We start from the raw sequence: 16,275 nt of genomic DNA on the forward strand, positions 1-16,275 counted from the left end.
TGAGAACGAGACAGCCGAGCAGCTCGGTCGAGACGACTCGACGGCGCTCGTGCCGCCCCCGATCAACACAACGTCTCGACAGGCCCCATCCGTACGCTCGTTCGTGAACCGGCCCCGTCCCACAAGGACGGGGCCGGAATCTTGTGCGTGCCGTGTGCTTGTCCGTACGCCTACGTCCTAGTAGTTAACAAAGCGCCGGATTGGCCACCGGAAGTCGGTGGAAGGCTCCTCCGGTACACCCCCGTAGACCCGCCATCCGAGTGAACGCGGACAGGAGCGGCCATGCCCGCAACCCGCCAGCCGTCGACGGAGCTACAAAGAGCGCACCACCACCCGCACCCCCGTAAACCCTCAGGTGATGCTGTGAATCCGCTCATGGGACGTATTCCCGTACTGGACGTCCGCCCGCTGGTCGACTGCGGCCGCCGCCCCGCGAAGGCGGTGGCCGGTGAGACCTTCGAGGTGACGGCCACCGTCTTCCGCGAGGGCCACGACGCCGTCGCCGCCAACGTCGTGCTGCGTCGCCCGTCAGGACGCCCCGGCCCTTGGACCCCGATGCGTGAACTGGCCCCCGGTACCGACCGGTGGGGCGCCGAGGTCACGCCGGACGTCGAGGGCCTGTGGACGTACACGGTCGAGGCATGGAGCGACCCCCTCGCCACCTGGCGGCACGCCGCCAAAATCAAGATCCCGGCGGGGATCGACTCCGAACTCGTCCTCGCCGAGGGCGCCGAGCTCCACGAGCGGGCCGCGAAGGGCGTCCCGAAGAAGGGCGGCAGCCGCGAGGCCGTGCTGGCCGCCGCGGACGCGCTGCGCGACGAGAACCGCTCGGCCGCCGCGCGGCTCGCGGCGGCGCTCGCCCCGCAGGTGACCGATGCCCTGGACCGGCATCCGCTGCGCGAAATGGTCAGCTCCTCCCCCGCGTTGCACCTCCAGGTGGAGCGCGAGCGCGCGCTGTTCGGCTCCTGGTACGAGTTCTTCCCGCGCTCGGAGGGCGTGAAGAAGGTCCGCGGCAGGACCGTCCCCGGGACCTTCCGTACCGCTGCCGAACGGCTCCCGGCGATCGCCGCGATGGGCTTCGACGTGGTCTATCTGCCGCCCATCCACCCCATCGGCACCACCCACCGCAAGGGTCCCAACAACGCGCTCTCGGCGAGCCCGAACGACGTCGGGGTCCCCTGGGCGATCGGCTCTCCCGAGGGCGGTCACGACGCCGTCCACCCGGACCTGGGCACGATCGAGGACTTCGACGCCTTCGTGGCACGCGCCCGCGAGCTGCGCCTCGAGATCGCGCTGGACTTCGCGCTCCAGTGCTCCCCGGACCACCCGTGGGTGGAGAAGCACCCGGAGTGGTTCCACCACCGCCCGGACGGCTCGATCGCCTACGCCGAGAACCCGCCGAAGAAGTACCAGGACATCTATCCGATCGCGTTCGACCAGGACATGGACGGCATCGTCGCCGAGACCGTGCGGGTCCTGCGGCACTGGATGGACCACGGCGTACGGATCTTCCGCGTCGACAACCCGCACACCAAGCCGGTGGTGTTCTGGGAGCGGGTGATCGGCGAGATCAACCGGGCCGATCCGGACGTGATCTTCCTGGCGGAGGCCTTCACGCGGCCCGCGATGATGCGCACCCTCGGCGCGATCGGCTTCCAGCAGTCGTACACGTACTTCACCTGGCGCAACACCAAGGCGGAGCTGACGGAGTACCTCACGGAGCTGTCCGGAGACGTGGCGGCGCAGATGCGGCCGAACTTCTTCGTGAACACCCCCGACATCCTGCACGCCTACCTCCAGCAGGGCGGCCGGCCCGCCTTCGAGGTGCGGGCGGTGCTCGCCGCCACCCTCTCGCCCACCTGGGGCGTGTACGCCGGCTACGAGCTCTGCGAGGGGACTCCGCTACGGGACGGCAGTGAGGAGTACCTCGACTCGGAGAAGTACCAACTGCGCCCCCGTGACTGGGAGTCCGCCGAGCGCTCGGGCGCGTCGATCGCCCCGCTCATCACCACGCTCAACCGGGTCAGGCGCCGCCACCCGGCCCTGCGCCGTCTGCGGAACCTGACGTTCCACACGACGGACAACGACGCGGTGATCGCGTACAGCAAGCGTTCGGGCTCGAACACCGTTCTGGTGGTCGCGAACCTCGATCCTCACCACACCCAGGAGGCCACGGTCTCGTTGAACATGCCGGAACTCGGCCTCGACTGGCCCGAGACCGTGCCGGTGCGCGACGAGCTCACCGGCGAGACCTATCACTGGGGCAGGGCCAACTATGTGCGCCTCGAGCCGGGCATCACGCCCGCGCACATCCTCACCCTGCGACCGTCCCCGCAGACCGGAGGGTCACCCACATCATGACTGTCAACGAACCCGTCCCCGACACGTTCGAGGACACGCCCGCCAAGGACCGTGACCCGGACTGGTTCAAAAGGGCCGTGTTCTACGAAGTGCTCGTCAGGTCCTTCCAGGACAGCAACGGGGACGGCGTAGGCGATCTCAAGGGCATCACCTCGAAGCTGGACTATCTGCAGTGGCTCGGCGTCGACTGCCTATGGCTGCCGCCGTTCTTCAAGTCCCCGCTGCGGGACGGCGGCTACGACGTCGCCGACTACACCTCCGTGCTGCCGGAGTTCGGCGATCTCGCCGACTTCGTGGAGTTCGTGGACGCGGCGCACCAGCGCGGAATGCGCGTGATCATCGACTTCGTCATGAACCACACGAGCGACCAGCACCCGTGGTTCCAGGAGTCGCGCGCCAACCCCGACGGGCCGTACGGCGACTACTACGTCTGGGCCGACGACGACAAGCAGTTCCAGGACGCCCGGATCATCTTCGTCGACACGGAGACGTCGAACTGGACCTTCGACCCGGTGCGCAAGCAGTACTACTGGCACCGGTTCTTCTCGCACCAGCCGGATCTCAACTACGAGAACCCGGCCGTGCAGGAGGAGATCCTCTCGGCGCTGAAGTTCTGGCTGGACCTGGGCATCGACGGCTTCCGGCTGGACGCCGTGCCGTACCTGTACCAGCAGGAGGGGACCAACTGCGAGAACCTCCCCGCCACCCACGCCTTCCTCAAGCAGGTCCGCAAGGAGATCGACGACCACTACCCGGACACGGTGCTGCTCGCCGAGGCGAACCAGTGGCCCGAGGACGTGGTCGACTACTTCGGGGACTTCGCCTCGGGCGGCGACGAGTGTCACATGGCGTTCCACTTCCCGGTGATGCCACGGATCTTCATGGCGGTACGGCGGGAGTCGCGCCACCCGGTCTCCGAGATCCTGGCCAAGACGCCGGCGATCCCGGCGCACTGCCAGTGGGGCATCTTCCTGCGCAACCACGACGAGCTGACGCTCGAGATGGTCACGGACGAAGAGCGCGACTACATGTACGCGGAGTACGCCAAGGATCCCCGGATGCGGGCCAATATCGGCATCCGCCGGCGGCTGGCCCCGCTGCTCGACAACGACCGCAAGCAGATGGAGCTGTTCACCGCACTGCTCTTCTCGCTGCCCGGTTCGCCGGTGCTGTACTACGGCGACGAGATCGGGATGGGCGACAACATCTGGCTGGGCGACCGGGACGGGGTGCGGACCCCGATGCAGTGGACACCGGACCGGAACGCGGGCTTCTCGTCCTGCGACCCGGGCCGGCTCACCCTGCCGGCCATCATGGACCCGGTCCACGGCTACCAGGTCACCAATGTCGAGTCGGGCATGGCCTCGCCGTCCTCGCTGCTCCACTGGACGAAGCGGATGATCGAGATCCGTAAGCAGAACCGGGCCTTCGGACTCGGCTCGTACACGGAACTGCCCTCGTCCAATCCGGCGGTGCTCGCCTTCCTCCGGGAGGACGGCGACGATCTGGTCCTCTGCGTGAACAACTTCTCGCGGTTCGCGCAGCCGACGGAGCTGGACCTGCGGCAGTTCGACGGGATGAGCCCGGTCGAGCTGATCGGCCAGGTGCGGTTCCCGGCGATCGGACAGTGGCCGTACCTGCTCACCCTGGCGGGTCACGGCTTCTACTGGTTCCGCCTGAAGGCCCGGTCGGCCACGAGCCGACCGAACCACTGACGGACCACCGACCGAAGATCTGACCGAAGAACGGCCAACTGCCCGGGGTGGAGCGGGTTTCCCCCGCGCCACCCTGGGCACTGTGTCCCACACACGGTCGATTCAGGTCCATACGGGCCTTCTTGTCGGGCCCGTACGGATCTTCCCCTCCCGACACGTCCCGCACATCCGGACAGTCGAAGCCGCCATCCGGGACACTTTGCGCATTTGAACTCGATTCACACGAACTCGAATCTGCGCCCCCCGGGGAAAGGACGCGATGCCATGCCGGAGACCGCATCCACCACCCGGGCCCCGGCCGCCCTCCTCCCGTCACTCGCTCCCCTGCTCCATGAATGGCTGCCCCGGCAGCGCTGGTTCGCGGGCAAGGGCCGCCGGGTCATCGGATTCACGCTGGAAGCGGCCACCGAGCTGCTGCCGCTGGACGGCGCGGGACCCGGGCTGCTGCACCTGCTCGTACGGGTGGAACAGCCGGGCCGCCCGGCCGGTACGCCCGCCGACTGCTATCAACTGCTCCTGGGTGTACGGACCCAGCTGCCGCCCCGCCTCGCCCCCGCCCTGATCGGGCGGATCCGGCAGGGGCCGCTGGCCGGCCGGGCGGTCTACGAAGGGCTGCGCGATCCGCGGCTCGCCGGGCTGCTCTACGAACGGCTGCGCACACCGGGCCGGATCGGCCCGCTCGGTTTCCACCGCACCGTCGAACTGCCGCCCTCGCTCGCGCCCCGGATGCTGGACGCCGAGCAGTCCAACTCCTCGCTCGTGTACGGCGATACGTACATCCTGAAGATCTTCCGCCGGGTCAGCCCCGGCGCCAATCCCGACCTGGAGCTGCCGCTCGCGCTCGCGCGCGCCGGCTGCTCGCGGGTACCGGCGCCGGTGGCCTGGTTCGAGTCGGGCGCGAGCACGCTCGGCGTCCTCCAGCCGTACCTGCGGGACTCCCGGGACGGCTGGCGGCTCGCCCTCGACGCGCTGGCGGACGGCAGGGAGTTCACCAGCGAGGCGCACGCCCTCGGCCGGGCGACGGCCGAGGTGCACCTCGCGCTGGCGACGGCGCTGCCGACCGAGCGGCTGCACCGGACGCAGACGGAGCACCTTGCCGGGGAGATGGACCAGCGGCTCCACGCGGCGGCACAGGCGGTGCCGGCGCTGCTGCCGTACGTCCCCGGGCTGCGCGCCGTCTTCGCGGCGGCGGGCGGCGCGGTCGGCTCCGGGCTGCTCCAGCGGGTCCACGGCGATCTGCATCTCGGGCAGACGCTGCGGGCGGCGGACGACGGCGGCTGGACGGTGATCGACTTCGAGGGCGAGCCCGCGAAGCCGCTCGCCGAGCGGTGCCGTCCGCAGCCGGCGGTCCGCGACGTCGCGGGAATGCTCCGCTCCTTCGACTACGCGGCGCGCACGCACCGCCCGTGGAACGCCGAGTGGGCGGCCCGCTGCCGCGCGGCCTACTGCACCGGGTACGCGGAGGCCTCGGGCACGGACCCCCGCACGGACCCGGCGCTGCTGCGGGCCTACGAGACGGACAAGGCGGTCTACGAGGTCGTCTACGAGGCCCGGCATCGACCGGACTGGCTCCCGGTCCCCATGTCCGCGATCGAACGCCTGGCGGGAGCGGAGTGAAGAGCCCACCCCGAGAGGGCGCCCACCCCGGCGCCGCACACCGCGCGCCCCGTCCCCCTCCATCCCGGGCGGGCGCCCTCGCCCCGCGACCCCACACCCGGCGGGGCAGTCGCCCCGCGGCCCCACCCGTGCCCGGGCGTTCGCGCCCCGCTGGCCGCACCCACCCCGCCCGTGTGGGCAATCGTCCCGCCGGGGCGGGACCCACCCGCAACCTCCCGTTGTGGGCAACTGTTCCGCTGGGGCGGAACGGGTGGGCACAACGGACGGCGCCCCTACGGGTGCCTCCGTCCCATGCGCCCGTCCACCCCGAGGCTCCCGCACGTGCAACGGCGCCGGGGTGCGGGGGCCCTGAGCGGAACGCGCCCGCAAGGGCGCCGTCCCGTGTGCCCACCCGTCCCGCCCCAGCGGGACGACTGCCCACACGGGAGTGGGGAGGGCGCGCGGACATGTGCGCGGTCCCCGTTCGGCCGAGTGTCCTGTGCGGGGCCCGCGCCGTTGCGGTTGCGTGGGAACCGGCCCATCTCCCCCACCCCATCCTTCAACCCCCCTTGCAGGAGGCATCCCCGTGACCGCCCGATCCGCTCGCAAGACGGCAGTGCCCCCGGCGAAGACACCCGCGCCCCGGGCAGCCCAGGATCCCGTACGGAAGGTGCGGAAGGTGCCGCCACTCGACGCGGGGGACCGGGCGCGGCTGCTCGCCGGGGAGCACCACGACCCGCACGCCCACCTCGGCGCCCACCCCGTCCGCGGCGGCGTGGCGATCCGGGTCCTGCGCCCGTACGCCCGTGAGGTCACCGTCCTCGCCAAGGGAAAGCGCACCACCCTGCACGACGAGGGCGACGGCTTCTTCTCCGGGATCCTTCCGCTGCTCCGCAAGGTCCCCGAGTACGAGCTGCGCGTGCGCTACGACGGCGACGAGCTCGCCGTCCACGACCCGTACCGCTTCCTGCCCTCCCTCGGCGACCTCGACCTCCACCTCATCGGCGAGGGCCGCCACGAGGAGCTGTGGAAGGCGCTCGGGTCACGGATCATCACCCACCAGGGCGTGACCGGCACCCGCTTCACCGTCTGGGCGCCCAACGCCCGCGGCGTCCGCGTCACCGGCGACTTCAACCACTGGGACGGCACCGGTCTGCCGATGCGCTCCCTCGGCGCGACCGGTGTCTGGGAGCTGTTCGTGCCCGGCATCGGCGAGGGCGCGGTCTACAAGTACGACATCACCCGCCCCGACGGCTCCCACACGCTGCGCGCCGACCCGATGGCCCGTCGCACCGAGTGCCCCCCGAACACCGCCTCGATCGTCACCGACTCGTACCACGAGTGGAGCGACACCGGGTGGATGGCGAGTCGCGGCAACCGGCCGCACCACGAGGCGCCGCTCTCGGTCTACGAGGTCCATCTCCCGTCCTGGCGTCCGGGCCTGACCTACCGCCAGCTCGCCGAGCAGCTGCCCGACTACGTCCGCGATCTCGGCTTCACGCACGTGGAGTTCATGGCCGTCGCCGAGCACCCCTTCAGCGGCTCCTGGGGCTACCAGGTCACCGGCTTCTACGCGCCGACCGCCCGCATGGGCACACCCGACGACTTCAAGTACCTGATCGACGCCCTGCACCGGGCCGGGATCGGCGTCCTGATGGACTGGGTGCCCGCGCACTTCCCGCGCGACGACTGGGCGCTGGCGGAGTTCGACGGCCGGCCGCTGTACGAGCACGAGGACCCGCGCAGGTCCGCACACCCCGACTGGGGAACGCTGGAGTTCGACTACGGTCGCAAGGAGGTGCGGAACTTCCTGGTCGCCAACGCGGTGTACTGGTGCGAGGAGTTCCACCTCGACGGCCTGCGGGTGGACGCCGTCGCCTCGATGCTCTACCTCGACTACTCGCGCGAGCACGGCGAGTGGCTTCCGAACGAGTTCGGCGGGCGGGAGAACCTGGACGCGGTCGCCTTCCTCCAGGAGATGAACGCGACGGTGTACCGGCGCTGCCCCGGTGTCGTCACCTTCGCCGAGGAGTCGACGGCCTGGGACGGCGTCACCCGGGCGACGGACCAGGTCGGGCCCGGCGGCTTCGGCGGACTCGGCTTCGGCATGAAGTGGAACATGGGCTGGATGCACGACTCCCTCGGCTACGTCGAGAAGGAGCCGGTGCACCGCAAGTACCACCACAACGAGATGACCTTCTCGATGGTGTACGCGTACAGCGAGAACTACATCCTGCCGATCTCCCACGACGAGGTCGTGCACGGCAAGCAGGCCCTGGTCTCGAAGATGCCCGGCGACTGGTGGCAGCAGCGCGCCAACCACCGCGCGTACCTCGGCTTCATGTGGGCCCACCCCGGCAAGCAACTCCTCTTCATGGGGCAGGAGTTCGCCCAGGGTGCGGAGTGGTCCGCCGAGCACGGCCCCGACTGGTGGCTGCTCGACCCGTCGTACGGCGCGGAGGCCGACCACCGGGGCGTACGGGACCTGGTGCGCGACCTGAACGCGGTGTACGGCGCGACGCCGGCGCTGTGGGAGCGGGACACCGTCCCCGAGGGCTTCCAGTGGGTGGTGGGCGACGCGGCCGAGGACAACGTCTTCGCGTTCCTCCGCTACGACGCCGAGGGCTCGCCGCTGCTCGCGGTCTGCAACTTCTCCCCCGTCGTACGGCACGACTTCCGGCTCGGGGTCCCGGACACGTTCGCGGCCTGGGACGAGGTCCTGAACACGGACGCGGCCCGGTACGGCGGTGGCGACGTGGTGAGCACCGACCCGGTGAAGACCGAGTCGGTGCCGTCCCACGGCCGTTCGGCGAGCGTACGGATGACGCTGCCGCCGCTGGCGACGGTGTGGCTCAGGCCTGCCTGATGACCCCCAGCCGCTGAGTGGCCCGGGTCAGCGCCACGTACAGGTCGTTGATGCCGTGCGTGGCGCCGGCCCGGATCCCGTCCGGGTCGACGACGAGGACCGTGTCGAACTCCAGGCCCTTGGCCTGGCGCGGGTCGAGGAGGACCACCGGCCGGGTCAGGTCGGGCGTCGGTCCGTACGAGGCGTCCGGCAGCGCCGCCGTCAGGGCCGGATGCAGCTCCGGCGGGGCGATCACGGCGAGCCGGCCCTCGGCGCGGAGCTCGGCGGCGACCGCGTCGGCGGTCTCCTTCACCGGGTCCTCGACGGTCCGCTGCCAGGGCTCCACACCGGTGGAACGGACCGAGCGGGGCGGCTCGAAGCCCGGGTCGGCCTCGCGCCGGACGTCGGCGGCGACCGCCATGATCTCGGCGGGGGTGCGGTAGTTGACCCCGAGCCGTACGAGCTCCCAGCGGTCCTCCACGTACGGCGTGAGGATGTCCTCCCACGAGCCGACGCCCGCCGCGTCACCGGTCTGGGCCGGGTCGCCTACCAGGGTCATCGAGCGGGTGGGGCTGCGGCGCATCAGCAGCCGCCAGGCCATCGCGGAGAGCTCCTGCGCCTCGTCGACGATGATGTGGCCGAAGGCCCAGGTGCGGTCGGCGGCGGCGCGTTCGGCGGCGCTGCGGTGGTCGGCCTCCTCGTGCCGCTCGGCGAACCGCTCGGCGTCGATGATGTCGTGCGCGGCGAGGACCTCTGCGGCGTCCTTGTCCTGCTCCTCCTTGTCCTCGAACTCGTAGGTGCGCGAGGCGTACGAGACGTCGAGGACACCCTGTGCGTACTGGATCTGCTTCTCCCGCTCGGCCTCGGCCGCGGCCCGTGCGGCCGAGTCGTCCTCGCCGAGGAGTTCGGCGGCCTCGTCGAGGAGCGGGACGTCGGCGGGGGTCCAGGGGCCGTCCTCGCGCCGGATCGCGGCCGCGTCCTCTTCGGTGAGGTGGGTCGGATCGGCGAGGTAGTCGGCGAGGAAGGACTCGGGGGTGAGCGGCGGCCAGAGGGTGTCGATGGCGGCGTGGACGTCCTGGCTGGCGGCGATGCCCTTGGCGAGCAGGGCGATGTCGTCGGGGCCGAGGAAGTTGGGCCCGCCGTAGGGGTCGGCGCCGATGCGGTCGGCGAGCTGTTCGGCGAGCGCGTCGAGGAGGTGGAAGACGAAGTAGGGCCTGGCCAGGTTGTGCGGCAGGTGGGTCTCGCGGGCCTTGTGGCGGGCTTCGAGGGCCATGTCCCAGTCGATGATCAGGTCGCCGTCGTCGTGCGGCACGATCAGGGGCTCGCCGCGCTCGGGCACCTGCTGCCGGTCCCGTACCGCCCGGTCGAGGGCCTCGGCCATGGCGGCGGCACCCTTGACGGCGGCGGCGCGGGGGGTGTCCGTGCCGGTGGCGCGGACGCCGGGGAAGAGTTCGCCGGGGGTGGCGAGCAGGACGCCGGTCTCGCCGAGGGACGGCAGGACGTTGCCGATGTAGCCGAGGAAGGCCGGGTTGGGGCCGACGATGAGGACGGCACGGCGGGCGAGCTGCTCGCGGTGTGCGAAGAGGAGGTAGGCGGCCCGGTGCAGCGCCACGGCGGTCTTGCCCGTGCCGGGACCGCCCTCGACGACGAGGACGCCTCGGTGCGGGGAGCGGATGATGCGGTCCTGCTCGGCCTGGATGGTCTGCACGATGTCGTGCATCCGGCCGGTGCGGGCGGCGTCGAGCGCGGCGAGCAGCACCTCGTCGGCGTCCCGGTTCTCGTGCCCGGTGCGGGTCCCGTCGGCGAGGTCGAGCACCTCGTCGTGGAGCGCCGTCACCTCACGGCCGTGGGTGGTGATGTGCCGGCGGCGGCTGAGCCCCATGGGCTCGTACCCGGTGGCGAGGTAGAAGGGGCGGGCGGCCTCGGCGCGCCAGTCGACGACGAGGGGCGTGCGATCCGGGTCGTCCTTCCGGATGCCGATGCGGCCGATGTGGTGGTCGCGTCCGTCCCGGAAGACGAGCCGTCCGAAACAGAGCCCGGTCTCCCCGGCGTTGAAGGCGGCGAGCAGCCCGGACTGCTCGGCGACCATCACGTCCCGCTCCAGCCGGCCCTGGTTGCCCACCCACGGCGCCTTGAGCGCCCGGCCGACGTCGGCCTCGGCCCGGTCCCTCAGGTCGTCGAGTCGTGCGTAGAGCTCTGTGATGAATTGCTGCTCATTCCGAAATTCCTCGGTTGACAATTCGACTCCCGGCGCGATACAGTGCGTTTATTGAACTTCTCCGCGTCATTCGCTGTGCGTAGACACGGAATCCATGAATATACGCGAGAAACAACCCCGACTGCAATTCTAGTCGGGGTATTTTCATGTCTCATGGGGAGAGACGAAGCCCGCGATCTGCTGATCGCGCACGGCGCGGACACGATGAACCACCCGGGCGGCACCCTGCTCGCCCACCTGGACCGGGTCGAGGCCCGACTGGCCGCCTGGGGCGCACGGGACGCCCTCCGACTCGCCGGCCTGTGCCACGCCTTCTACGGCACGGACGGCTTCGCCGAGCAGCTGCTGCCGCTGGAACACCGCGATGTGCTGGCGGCAGCGATCGGCACGGAGGCGGAGGAGCTCGTGTACCTCTACGCGAGCTGCGACCGGGAATTCTCGTACTCCGGGATCGGTCGGGAGGACGGACTCTTCCGGGACCGCTTCACGGGGGAGACGTTCACGCCGACGGCGACGCGGCGGGCGGACTTCGCGGAACTGACGGCGGCGAACGAACTGGACGTACTCCGGGAGAACCGAGAGCTGTGGAGCCGGCACGGGGGCACGCTGCTCAGGCTGTTCACCCGCTGGCGGCCCCTGCTGAGCGAAGCGGCGTTCAAGGACGCGCGCGGCCTTCTGAGACTGGAGGGCGAGGAGCGGGCGGCGTTCCTGCGAGGGCTGGAGCGCGGCGATGTCGTCATCGGTGTCGTCGCACTGATCGCGAGCTTCGGCGTGACCTTCGTGGAACTGGGCGGGGTGGACGCGACGATGAACATCCCGGAGGTGTCCTGGCGCCGCGTCGACACCCCCGCCGACGTCATCGCCGAGGGCGAGGAGCACGCCTTCGAGGTACTCGACGTGGACATGGACCGGGATCGGGTGTCCCTCTCGCTCAAGGCCCTGGAGCCCGACCCGATGGCCGCGTTCGCCCGCGCCGGGTTCGACGGGGTCCGCACCGCGAGGGTCACCCACGTCGTCTCCTTCGGGGTCCTCGTCGAGGTGGCGCCGGGCGTCCAGGGCGTCCTGCACAAGGACGACCTCGGGGAACGTGCCCCGGCCGAGGGCGACGAGCTCGCCGTCGAGGTCACCGCCGTCAACCTCGTCACGCGCCGCCTCGGGCTCAGGCTCCACGAATAATCCCGTGCGGCCCGACCGCGGCACCGCTACCGTCGACCGCATGAAGCGTGCCGCGATCATCACGACGACGCCGGAGAGTGTCCCGGCGCGCTGACCGCTGTCTTGACGTCACGAAGCCCCGGGGCCGAGCGCCCCGGGGCTTCGTCGTTCCTCCGGCCGCTCGTCCCCGGCGAGCACCCCCGGAGGACCACATGCACCACGACCACCGCAGGCTCGGCCGCGAGCTGGGCCTGTTCGACACCGACCCGCTGATCGGCGCGGGGCTGCCGTACTGGCTGCCCGACGGAGCCGTCGTACGGCACACCCTGGAGGAGTACGTCCGGGAGGTGGAGCGCCGAGCCGGATACCGGCACGTGTACTCGCCCGTCCTCGGGAAACGGGAGCTGTACGAGATCTCCGGGCACTGGGACCACTACAGCGACGACATGTTCCCGCCGATGGAGCTCGGCGGCGAGCAGGTCGTCCTGCGGCCGAGCCTCTGCCCGCACCACGCGGTGATCTACCGCTCCCGCGCACACAGCTACCGCGAGCTGCCGTTGCGGATGGCCGAGCTCGGCGGCATGTACCGCTCCGAACTCTCCGGCGTCCTCGGCGGGTTGACCCGGGTCCGGGCCATCCAGCTGAACGACGCGCACATCTTCTGCGCCCTCGACCAGGTCGCCGAGGAGGCCGCGGCCGCCCTGGGGCTGATCGGGCGGGCGTACGAGGCGATGGGCATCGCGCCGGCCCGGTACCGGCTCTCGCTCCCCGGACCCGGCGGCAAGTACGTCGCCGCGCCCGAGCTGTGGGAGCGGTCCACCGCGCTCCTGCGCGACGTGCTCGACGCCTCCGGGCTCGCCTACGAGGCCGCCGAGGGCGAGGCCGCGTTCTACGGGCCCAAGATCGACGTGCAGATCGCGGACGGAGCGGGGCGGGAGTCGACCCTGTCGACCGTACAGATCGACTTCCACCAGCCCGAGCGCTTCGGCCTGCACTACATCGGGGCGGACGGCGCCAAGCACCGGCCCGTCATGATCCATCGCAGCGTCGTCGGCAGCGTGGAGCGGGCCGTCGCCCACCTCCTCGAACAGCACGGCGGCGCCTTCCCGGCCTGGCTGGCCCCCGTCCAGCTGGTGGTCCTGCCGATCTCGGAGTCCGAGCTGTCCGCCGCCGACGCGCTGGCCGCCCGATGCGCCGAACGCGGCCTGCGGGCCGAGGTCGTGGGCCCGGAACGGGGCACCCTGGGCGCCCGTGTGCGCGAGGCCCGCCTCGTCCCCTACCAGGCGGTCATCGGCCCGAGGGAGGCGACCGACGACCTGGTGGCACTCCGGCTGCGCGACGGCCGGCGACTCGACGCGCTTCCCTCGGGCGAGGTCCTCGACCGGGCAGAGGCGCTCATCAGGGCGCACAGCAGCGAGCTCTGGGGCACCCCCTAGACGAGTACGTCCTCGAGCTCCTCGAGGAGGCGGCGCTTCGGGCGGGCACCCACCATCGACTTCACGGGCTCGCCCGCCCGGAACACCATCAGCGTCGGCGTCCCGAGCACCCCGTACCGCACCGCGGTCTCCGGGTTCCTGTCCACGTCGATCTGGACGATCCTCAGCCGGCCCGCCTCCTCCGCGGCGACCGCGCCGAGCACCGGCCCGAGCTGACGGCACGGGCCGCACCAGTCCGCGGTGAACTTCACCAGGACGGGCAACTCCGCGCCCAGGACCTCGGCGTCGAAGTCCGCGTCCGTCACCTCGGTGACACCGTCGATCCGAATCATTCCGTCATCCTCCGAGTTCACACGTGGGTTCCGGGCCGCCGGGCAGCTCCGCCTCCGCCCGCAGCAGCTGCGCGGCGACCTGGGCACGTACCGCCTGAAGCTGCTCGACGAGTCCGTCCAGCTCCGCGAGCTTGCGCCGGTACACGTCGAGCGAGGCCGGACAGGCGTCCCCCGCCGAGTGCCCCGCCCGCAGACAGTCGACGAACGGCCGCGTCTCCTCCAGCTCGAACCCGAAGTCCTGCAGGGTCCGGATCTGCTCGAGGAGCCGCAGGTCGTCCTCGTCGTACGTGCGGTAGCCGTTCTCCGTCCGCCGGGCGGCCAGAAGGCCACGGGACTCGTAGTAGCGCAGAGTCCGCGTGGTCGTTCCGGCCAGCTCGGCCAGCTCGCCGATTCGCATGCGTCGAACGTAAGCCTTGACGCCGACGTCAAGGCAAGCGGTCGGGGAAGTGCTAGGGAGTACCTATGAACCACGACGAACTGCTCAGGTTCCTCCGCGGGCACAGGCTCGCCGTCGAGGCGTCCGTCACCGCGGACGGGGCGCCGCAGGCCGCCGTCGTCGGCTACGCGGTCACGGACGACCTGGAGATCGTCTTCGACACCGTGGAGACGACCCGTAAGTACGGAAACCTGGTCGCCGACCCGCGGATCGCGCTGGTCATCGGCTGGGACGAGATCACCGCCCAGATCGAGGGCGTCGCAGACATCCCTCAGGGCCGGGAGCTGGAACGGCTCCGGGAGGTCTACTTCACGGCGTACCCGGACGGCCGCGACCGCCTCGCATGGCCGGGGATCACCCATGTGCGGGTACGCCCGCGCTGGGTACGGTACAGCGACTTCACGGCGGAACCACCGAGGGTGGAGGAGCTGAGGCTGGGGTAGGGGGCGGGGGGCTGACGGGGCCTGGGCCATGTTCGTCGCGGGGCTCACCGGCTGACCGCCCCTCGTCGGCCTCTGGCTCGGCCGCCCTCTCTCCGAGTGTGGCGGGTTCCGGCGACGCCTCAAGGGCGCTCCTACGTCGCGTCGGCTCCGCCGATTCCGCTTCGCTCCACCCTTGACCCGCCACCTCCACCCGCCTTTTCACACTCGGAGGGCGGCCCGGGGCGTGGCCACGCGGGGAGCCAAGTGCGAGCCTGAGCTCGGCTCGGCGCCTGCGGCCGAGTGGGCGGTATTGCGCAGCAGTTGAATGGGGCGGTGACGGCACCGGCTCAGCGTGTTGCGGCCGTCGGCCGGCCGGGACTCATGCCCCGCTGGTCACTCCCGGTGGGTGGTGAGGGCCCTGCTCCCGAAACCCGCCGGCGGCTTGGGCGGCGGAATCCGTGCCCTGAGTCCTTCGACCGGCGACGGGAGCACGCCCCCTGACCAGACGACCGTGTCCCCAACTCTCCACTACTCGCGGTAACTCCCCCGAACAGCACCCTTTAAGGCCCCACCAAAGGCGAGTTGTGCAGCCTTAGGGTCACCACCCACCGCCGACGGTTGGCGAAGAAAGTGATCTGTGGGCGATGGGCGACCCGACCACGATCGACCATTGCGACTTGAACCTGTTCAAACTCCGTGCCAGGGTACGGGGGGTTCTTGAGCCCCCGGTCGCGCACGCGGCCTGAGGAACCCGCTAGGGGTGGAGTCCGTTGCGTTCCTGTCGCACTGCGCTGATCCTGCTCGCCACGACCCTCACCCTGACGGCCTGCGGCAGGCTCTACGACCTGCCGCCACCCGAGGGCGAACCGGTCGTTCTGAAGCCGGCCGAACTTGCGACCACGTGGACCGATTTCGACGACGGCACTCTCACGCTGAAGCAGGACGGGACGTTCATCGCCGACAAAGTCTGCATCGCCATCGACTGGGAAGAGGGTTTGACCTGGTCCGGAACAGGCACCTGGAAGCATGGCTTCAACAAGGAGGAAAGCTTCGTCAGCGTGACCTTCGACGCCGCTCACCCCGAAACGGGTGAGCGCGAGCCCGCCTCCTACTCCGCCTTGAGACAAGGCAAGGTCCTGAAGCTCTGGGTCGCCGTCGGCGATCCGGACCACGACTACCCGAACTGCGTCCTGACCAGCCCGGCGAGTTGACCCGGCTGCCGCGCGGGGCCGGGCGATCCGTTCGTCGTGCATTGCGGCCGGCACTGCGGTGGCCAGGGACGACATCGGTGCGGCGTTGATCTCGCGGTTGATCCCTTCCAGCGGGCCTGGATCCTTTCCAGTGCCGCTGAGGGGACACGATCCGGACCGAAGGCCAGACGACTGGTGTCCCTAACTCTCCACTACTCGCGGTAACTTCCCCGGATAGCGTCCCTTGGGGCCCGCCGAAGGCGAGTTGTGGAGCCTAAGGGTCACCCAGCTGATCAACTCACCCCACCACCCACCGGAGAGTGACCAGCGGGGCATGAATCCCAGCCGACCGACAGCCGTCACACGCTGAGCGCCGCCCGGCCGCCCCATTCAACTGCCGCGCAAACCCACCCACGCACCCGACGGCCGCCCACGGCGCTACGCGCCATCCCGCCTGCCCGCGTGGCCACGCCCCCCGGCCGCCCTCCGAGTGTGAAAAGGCGACCGGAGGCGGTGGGTCAAGGGTGGGCGAAGCCCATCGCGCAGCGACGCGACCGCAGGGAGCGCCC

The 16,275-nt window shown here is 70.8% G+C and carries 11 protein-coding genes; 8 read left to right on the forward strand and 3 right to left on the reverse strand.

Annotated features, from left to right (window positions below):
* The first annotated feature begins 375 nt into the window (after positions 1–375).
* The 4 genes from ACFC0D_RS19865 to glgB all read left to right on the forward strand — a co-directional run bounded on the left by ACFC0D_RS19865 (position 376) and on the right by glgB (position 8,538).
* Complete coding sequence (locus ACFC0D_RS19865; RefSeq protein WP_376437397.1) at positions 376–2,361, forward strand: alpha-1,4-glucan--maltose-1-phosphate maltosyltransferase; 1,986 nt, start codon at positions 376–378, stop codon at positions 2,359–2,361.
* Entirely contained in the window at positions 2,358–4,076 is a 1,719-nt protein-coding gene (treS, locus tag ACFC0D_RS19870) for a maltose alpha-D-glucosyltransferase (RefSeq protein WP_376437400.1), read from the forward strand. Before ACFC0D_RS19865 ends, treS begins: the two co-directional genes overlap by 4 nt.
* A gap of 264 nt (positions 4,077–4,340) precedes the next feature.
* Positions 4,341–5,693 carry a phosphotransferase gene (locus tag ACFC0D_RS19875; protein WP_376437402.1) on the forward strand — a complete coding sequence of 451 codons (1,353 nt, stop codon included), beginning with the start codon at positions 4,341–4,343 and terminating at the stop codon, positions 5,691–5,693.
* Between the two features lie 565 nt (positions 5,694–6,258).
* Positions 6,259–8,538 (forward strand): 1,4-alpha-glucan branching enzyme, encoded by a 2,280-nt coding sequence (gene glgB, locus ACFC0D_RS19880; RefSeq protein ID WP_376437404.1) that lies wholly within the window; start codon positions 6,259–6,261, stop codon positions 8,536–8,538.
* Here glgB and ACFC0D_RS19885 read toward each other — a convergent pair.
* Positions 8,525–10,756 carry a HelD family protein gene (locus ACFC0D_RS19885; protein WP_376437406.1) on the reverse strand — a complete coding sequence of 744 codons (2,232 nt, stop codon included), beginning with the start codon at positions 10,754–10,756 and terminating at the stop codon, positions 8,525–8,527. The genes glgB and ACFC0D_RS19885 overlap by 14 nt on opposite strands.
* Positions 10,757–10,888: 132 nt before the next feature.
* Here ACFC0D_RS19885 and ACFC0D_RS19890 point away from each other — a divergent pair, with 132 nt between their 5' ends.
* Both ACFC0D_RS19890 and thrS read left to right on the forward strand, forming a co-directional pair.
* Positions 10,889–11,911, forward strand: a complete 1,023-nt coding sequence (locus ACFC0D_RS19890) for a DUF6817 domain-containing protein (RefSeq protein WP_376437408.1) — start codon at positions 10,889–10,891, stop codon at positions 11,909–11,911.
* Between the two features lie 191 nt (positions 11,912–12,102).
* The gene (gene thrS, locus ACFC0D_RS19895; protein WP_376437412.1) at positions 12,103–13,326 is read left to right on the forward strand and encodes a threonine--tRNA ligase; all 1,224 of its coding nucleotides are present in this window, start codon (positions 12,103–12,105) and stop codon (positions 13,324–13,326) included.
* Here thrS and ACFC0D_RS19900 read toward each other — a convergent pair.
* Positions 13,323–13,658 carry a thioredoxin family protein gene (locus tag ACFC0D_RS19900; protein WP_376437414.1) on the reverse strand — a complete coding sequence of 112 codons (336 nt, stop codon included), beginning with the start codon at positions 13,656–13,658 and terminating at the stop codon, positions 13,323–13,325. The genes thrS and ACFC0D_RS19900 overlap by 4 nt on opposite strands.
* Positions 13,659–13,662: 4 nt before the next feature.
* Positions 13,663–14,055 (reverse strand): MerR family transcriptional regulator, encoded by a 393-nt coding sequence (locus ACFC0D_RS19905; RefSeq protein ID WP_376437417.1) that lies wholly within the window; start codon positions 14,053–14,055, stop codon positions 13,663–13,665.
* 65 nt (positions 14,056–14,120) lie between these two features.
* Here ACFC0D_RS19905 and ACFC0D_RS19910 point away from each other — a divergent pair, with 65 nt between their 5' ends.
* Both ACFC0D_RS19910 and ACFC0D_RS19915 read left to right on the forward strand, forming a co-directional pair.
* Positions 14,121–14,537, forward strand: a complete 417-nt coding sequence (locus ACFC0D_RS19910; protein WP_376437420.1) for a pyridoxamine 5'-phosphate oxidase family protein — start codon at positions 14,121–14,123, stop codon at positions 14,535–14,537.
* A 749-nt stretch (positions 14,538–15,286) separates the two neighbouring features.
* Positions 15,287–15,727, forward strand: coding sequence for a hypothetical protein (locus ACFC0D_RS19915; RefSeq protein ID WP_376437423.1), 441 nt, complete (start codon positions 15,287–15,289; stop codon positions 15,725–15,727).
* The last annotated feature ends 548 nt before the right edge of the window (positions 15,728–16,275 follow it).

This window comes from Streptomyces sp. NPDC056222 (assembly GCF_042264065.1).
In the GTDB taxonomy this organism is placed as follows: domain Bacteria; phylum Actinomycetota; class Actinomycetes; order Streptomycetales; family Streptomycetaceae; genus Streptomyces.

Excerpts from the sequence above, each read along its gene's own strand:
- ACFC0D_RS19875 (WP_376437402.1), top strand. The coding sequence starts at position 4,341 with ATGCCGGAGACCGCATCCACCACCCGGGCCCCGGCCGCCCTCCTCCCG.
- ACFC0D_RS19905 (WP_376437417.1), bottom strand. The coding sequence starts at position 14,055 with ATGCGAATCGGCGAGCTGGCCGAGCTGGCCGGAACGACCACGCGGACT.
- ACFC0D_RS19890 (WP_376437408.1), top strand. The coding sequence starts at position 10,889 with ATGGGGAGAGACGAAGCCCGCGATCTGCTGATCGCGCACGGCGCGGAC.
- treS (WP_376437400.1), top strand. The coding sequence starts at position 2,358 with ATGACTGTCAACGAACCCGTCCCCGACACGTTCGAGGACACGCCCGCC.
- ACFC0D_RS19910 (WP_376437420.1), top strand. The coding sequence starts at position 14,121 with ATGAACCACGACGAACTGCTCAGGTTCCTCCGCGGGCACAGGCTCGCC.
- thrS (WP_376437412.1), top strand. The coding sequence starts at position 12,103 with ATGCACCACGACCACCGCAGGCTCGGCCGCGAGCTGGGCCTGTTCGAC.
- ACFC0D_RS19865 (WP_376437397.1), top strand. The coding sequence starts at position 376 with ATGGGACGTATTCCCGTACTGGACGTCCGCCCGCTGGTCGACTGCGGC.
- ACFC0D_RS19900 (WP_376437414.1), bottom strand. The coding sequence starts at position 13,658 with ATGATTCGGATCGACGGTGTCACCGAGGTGACGGACGCGGACTTCGAC.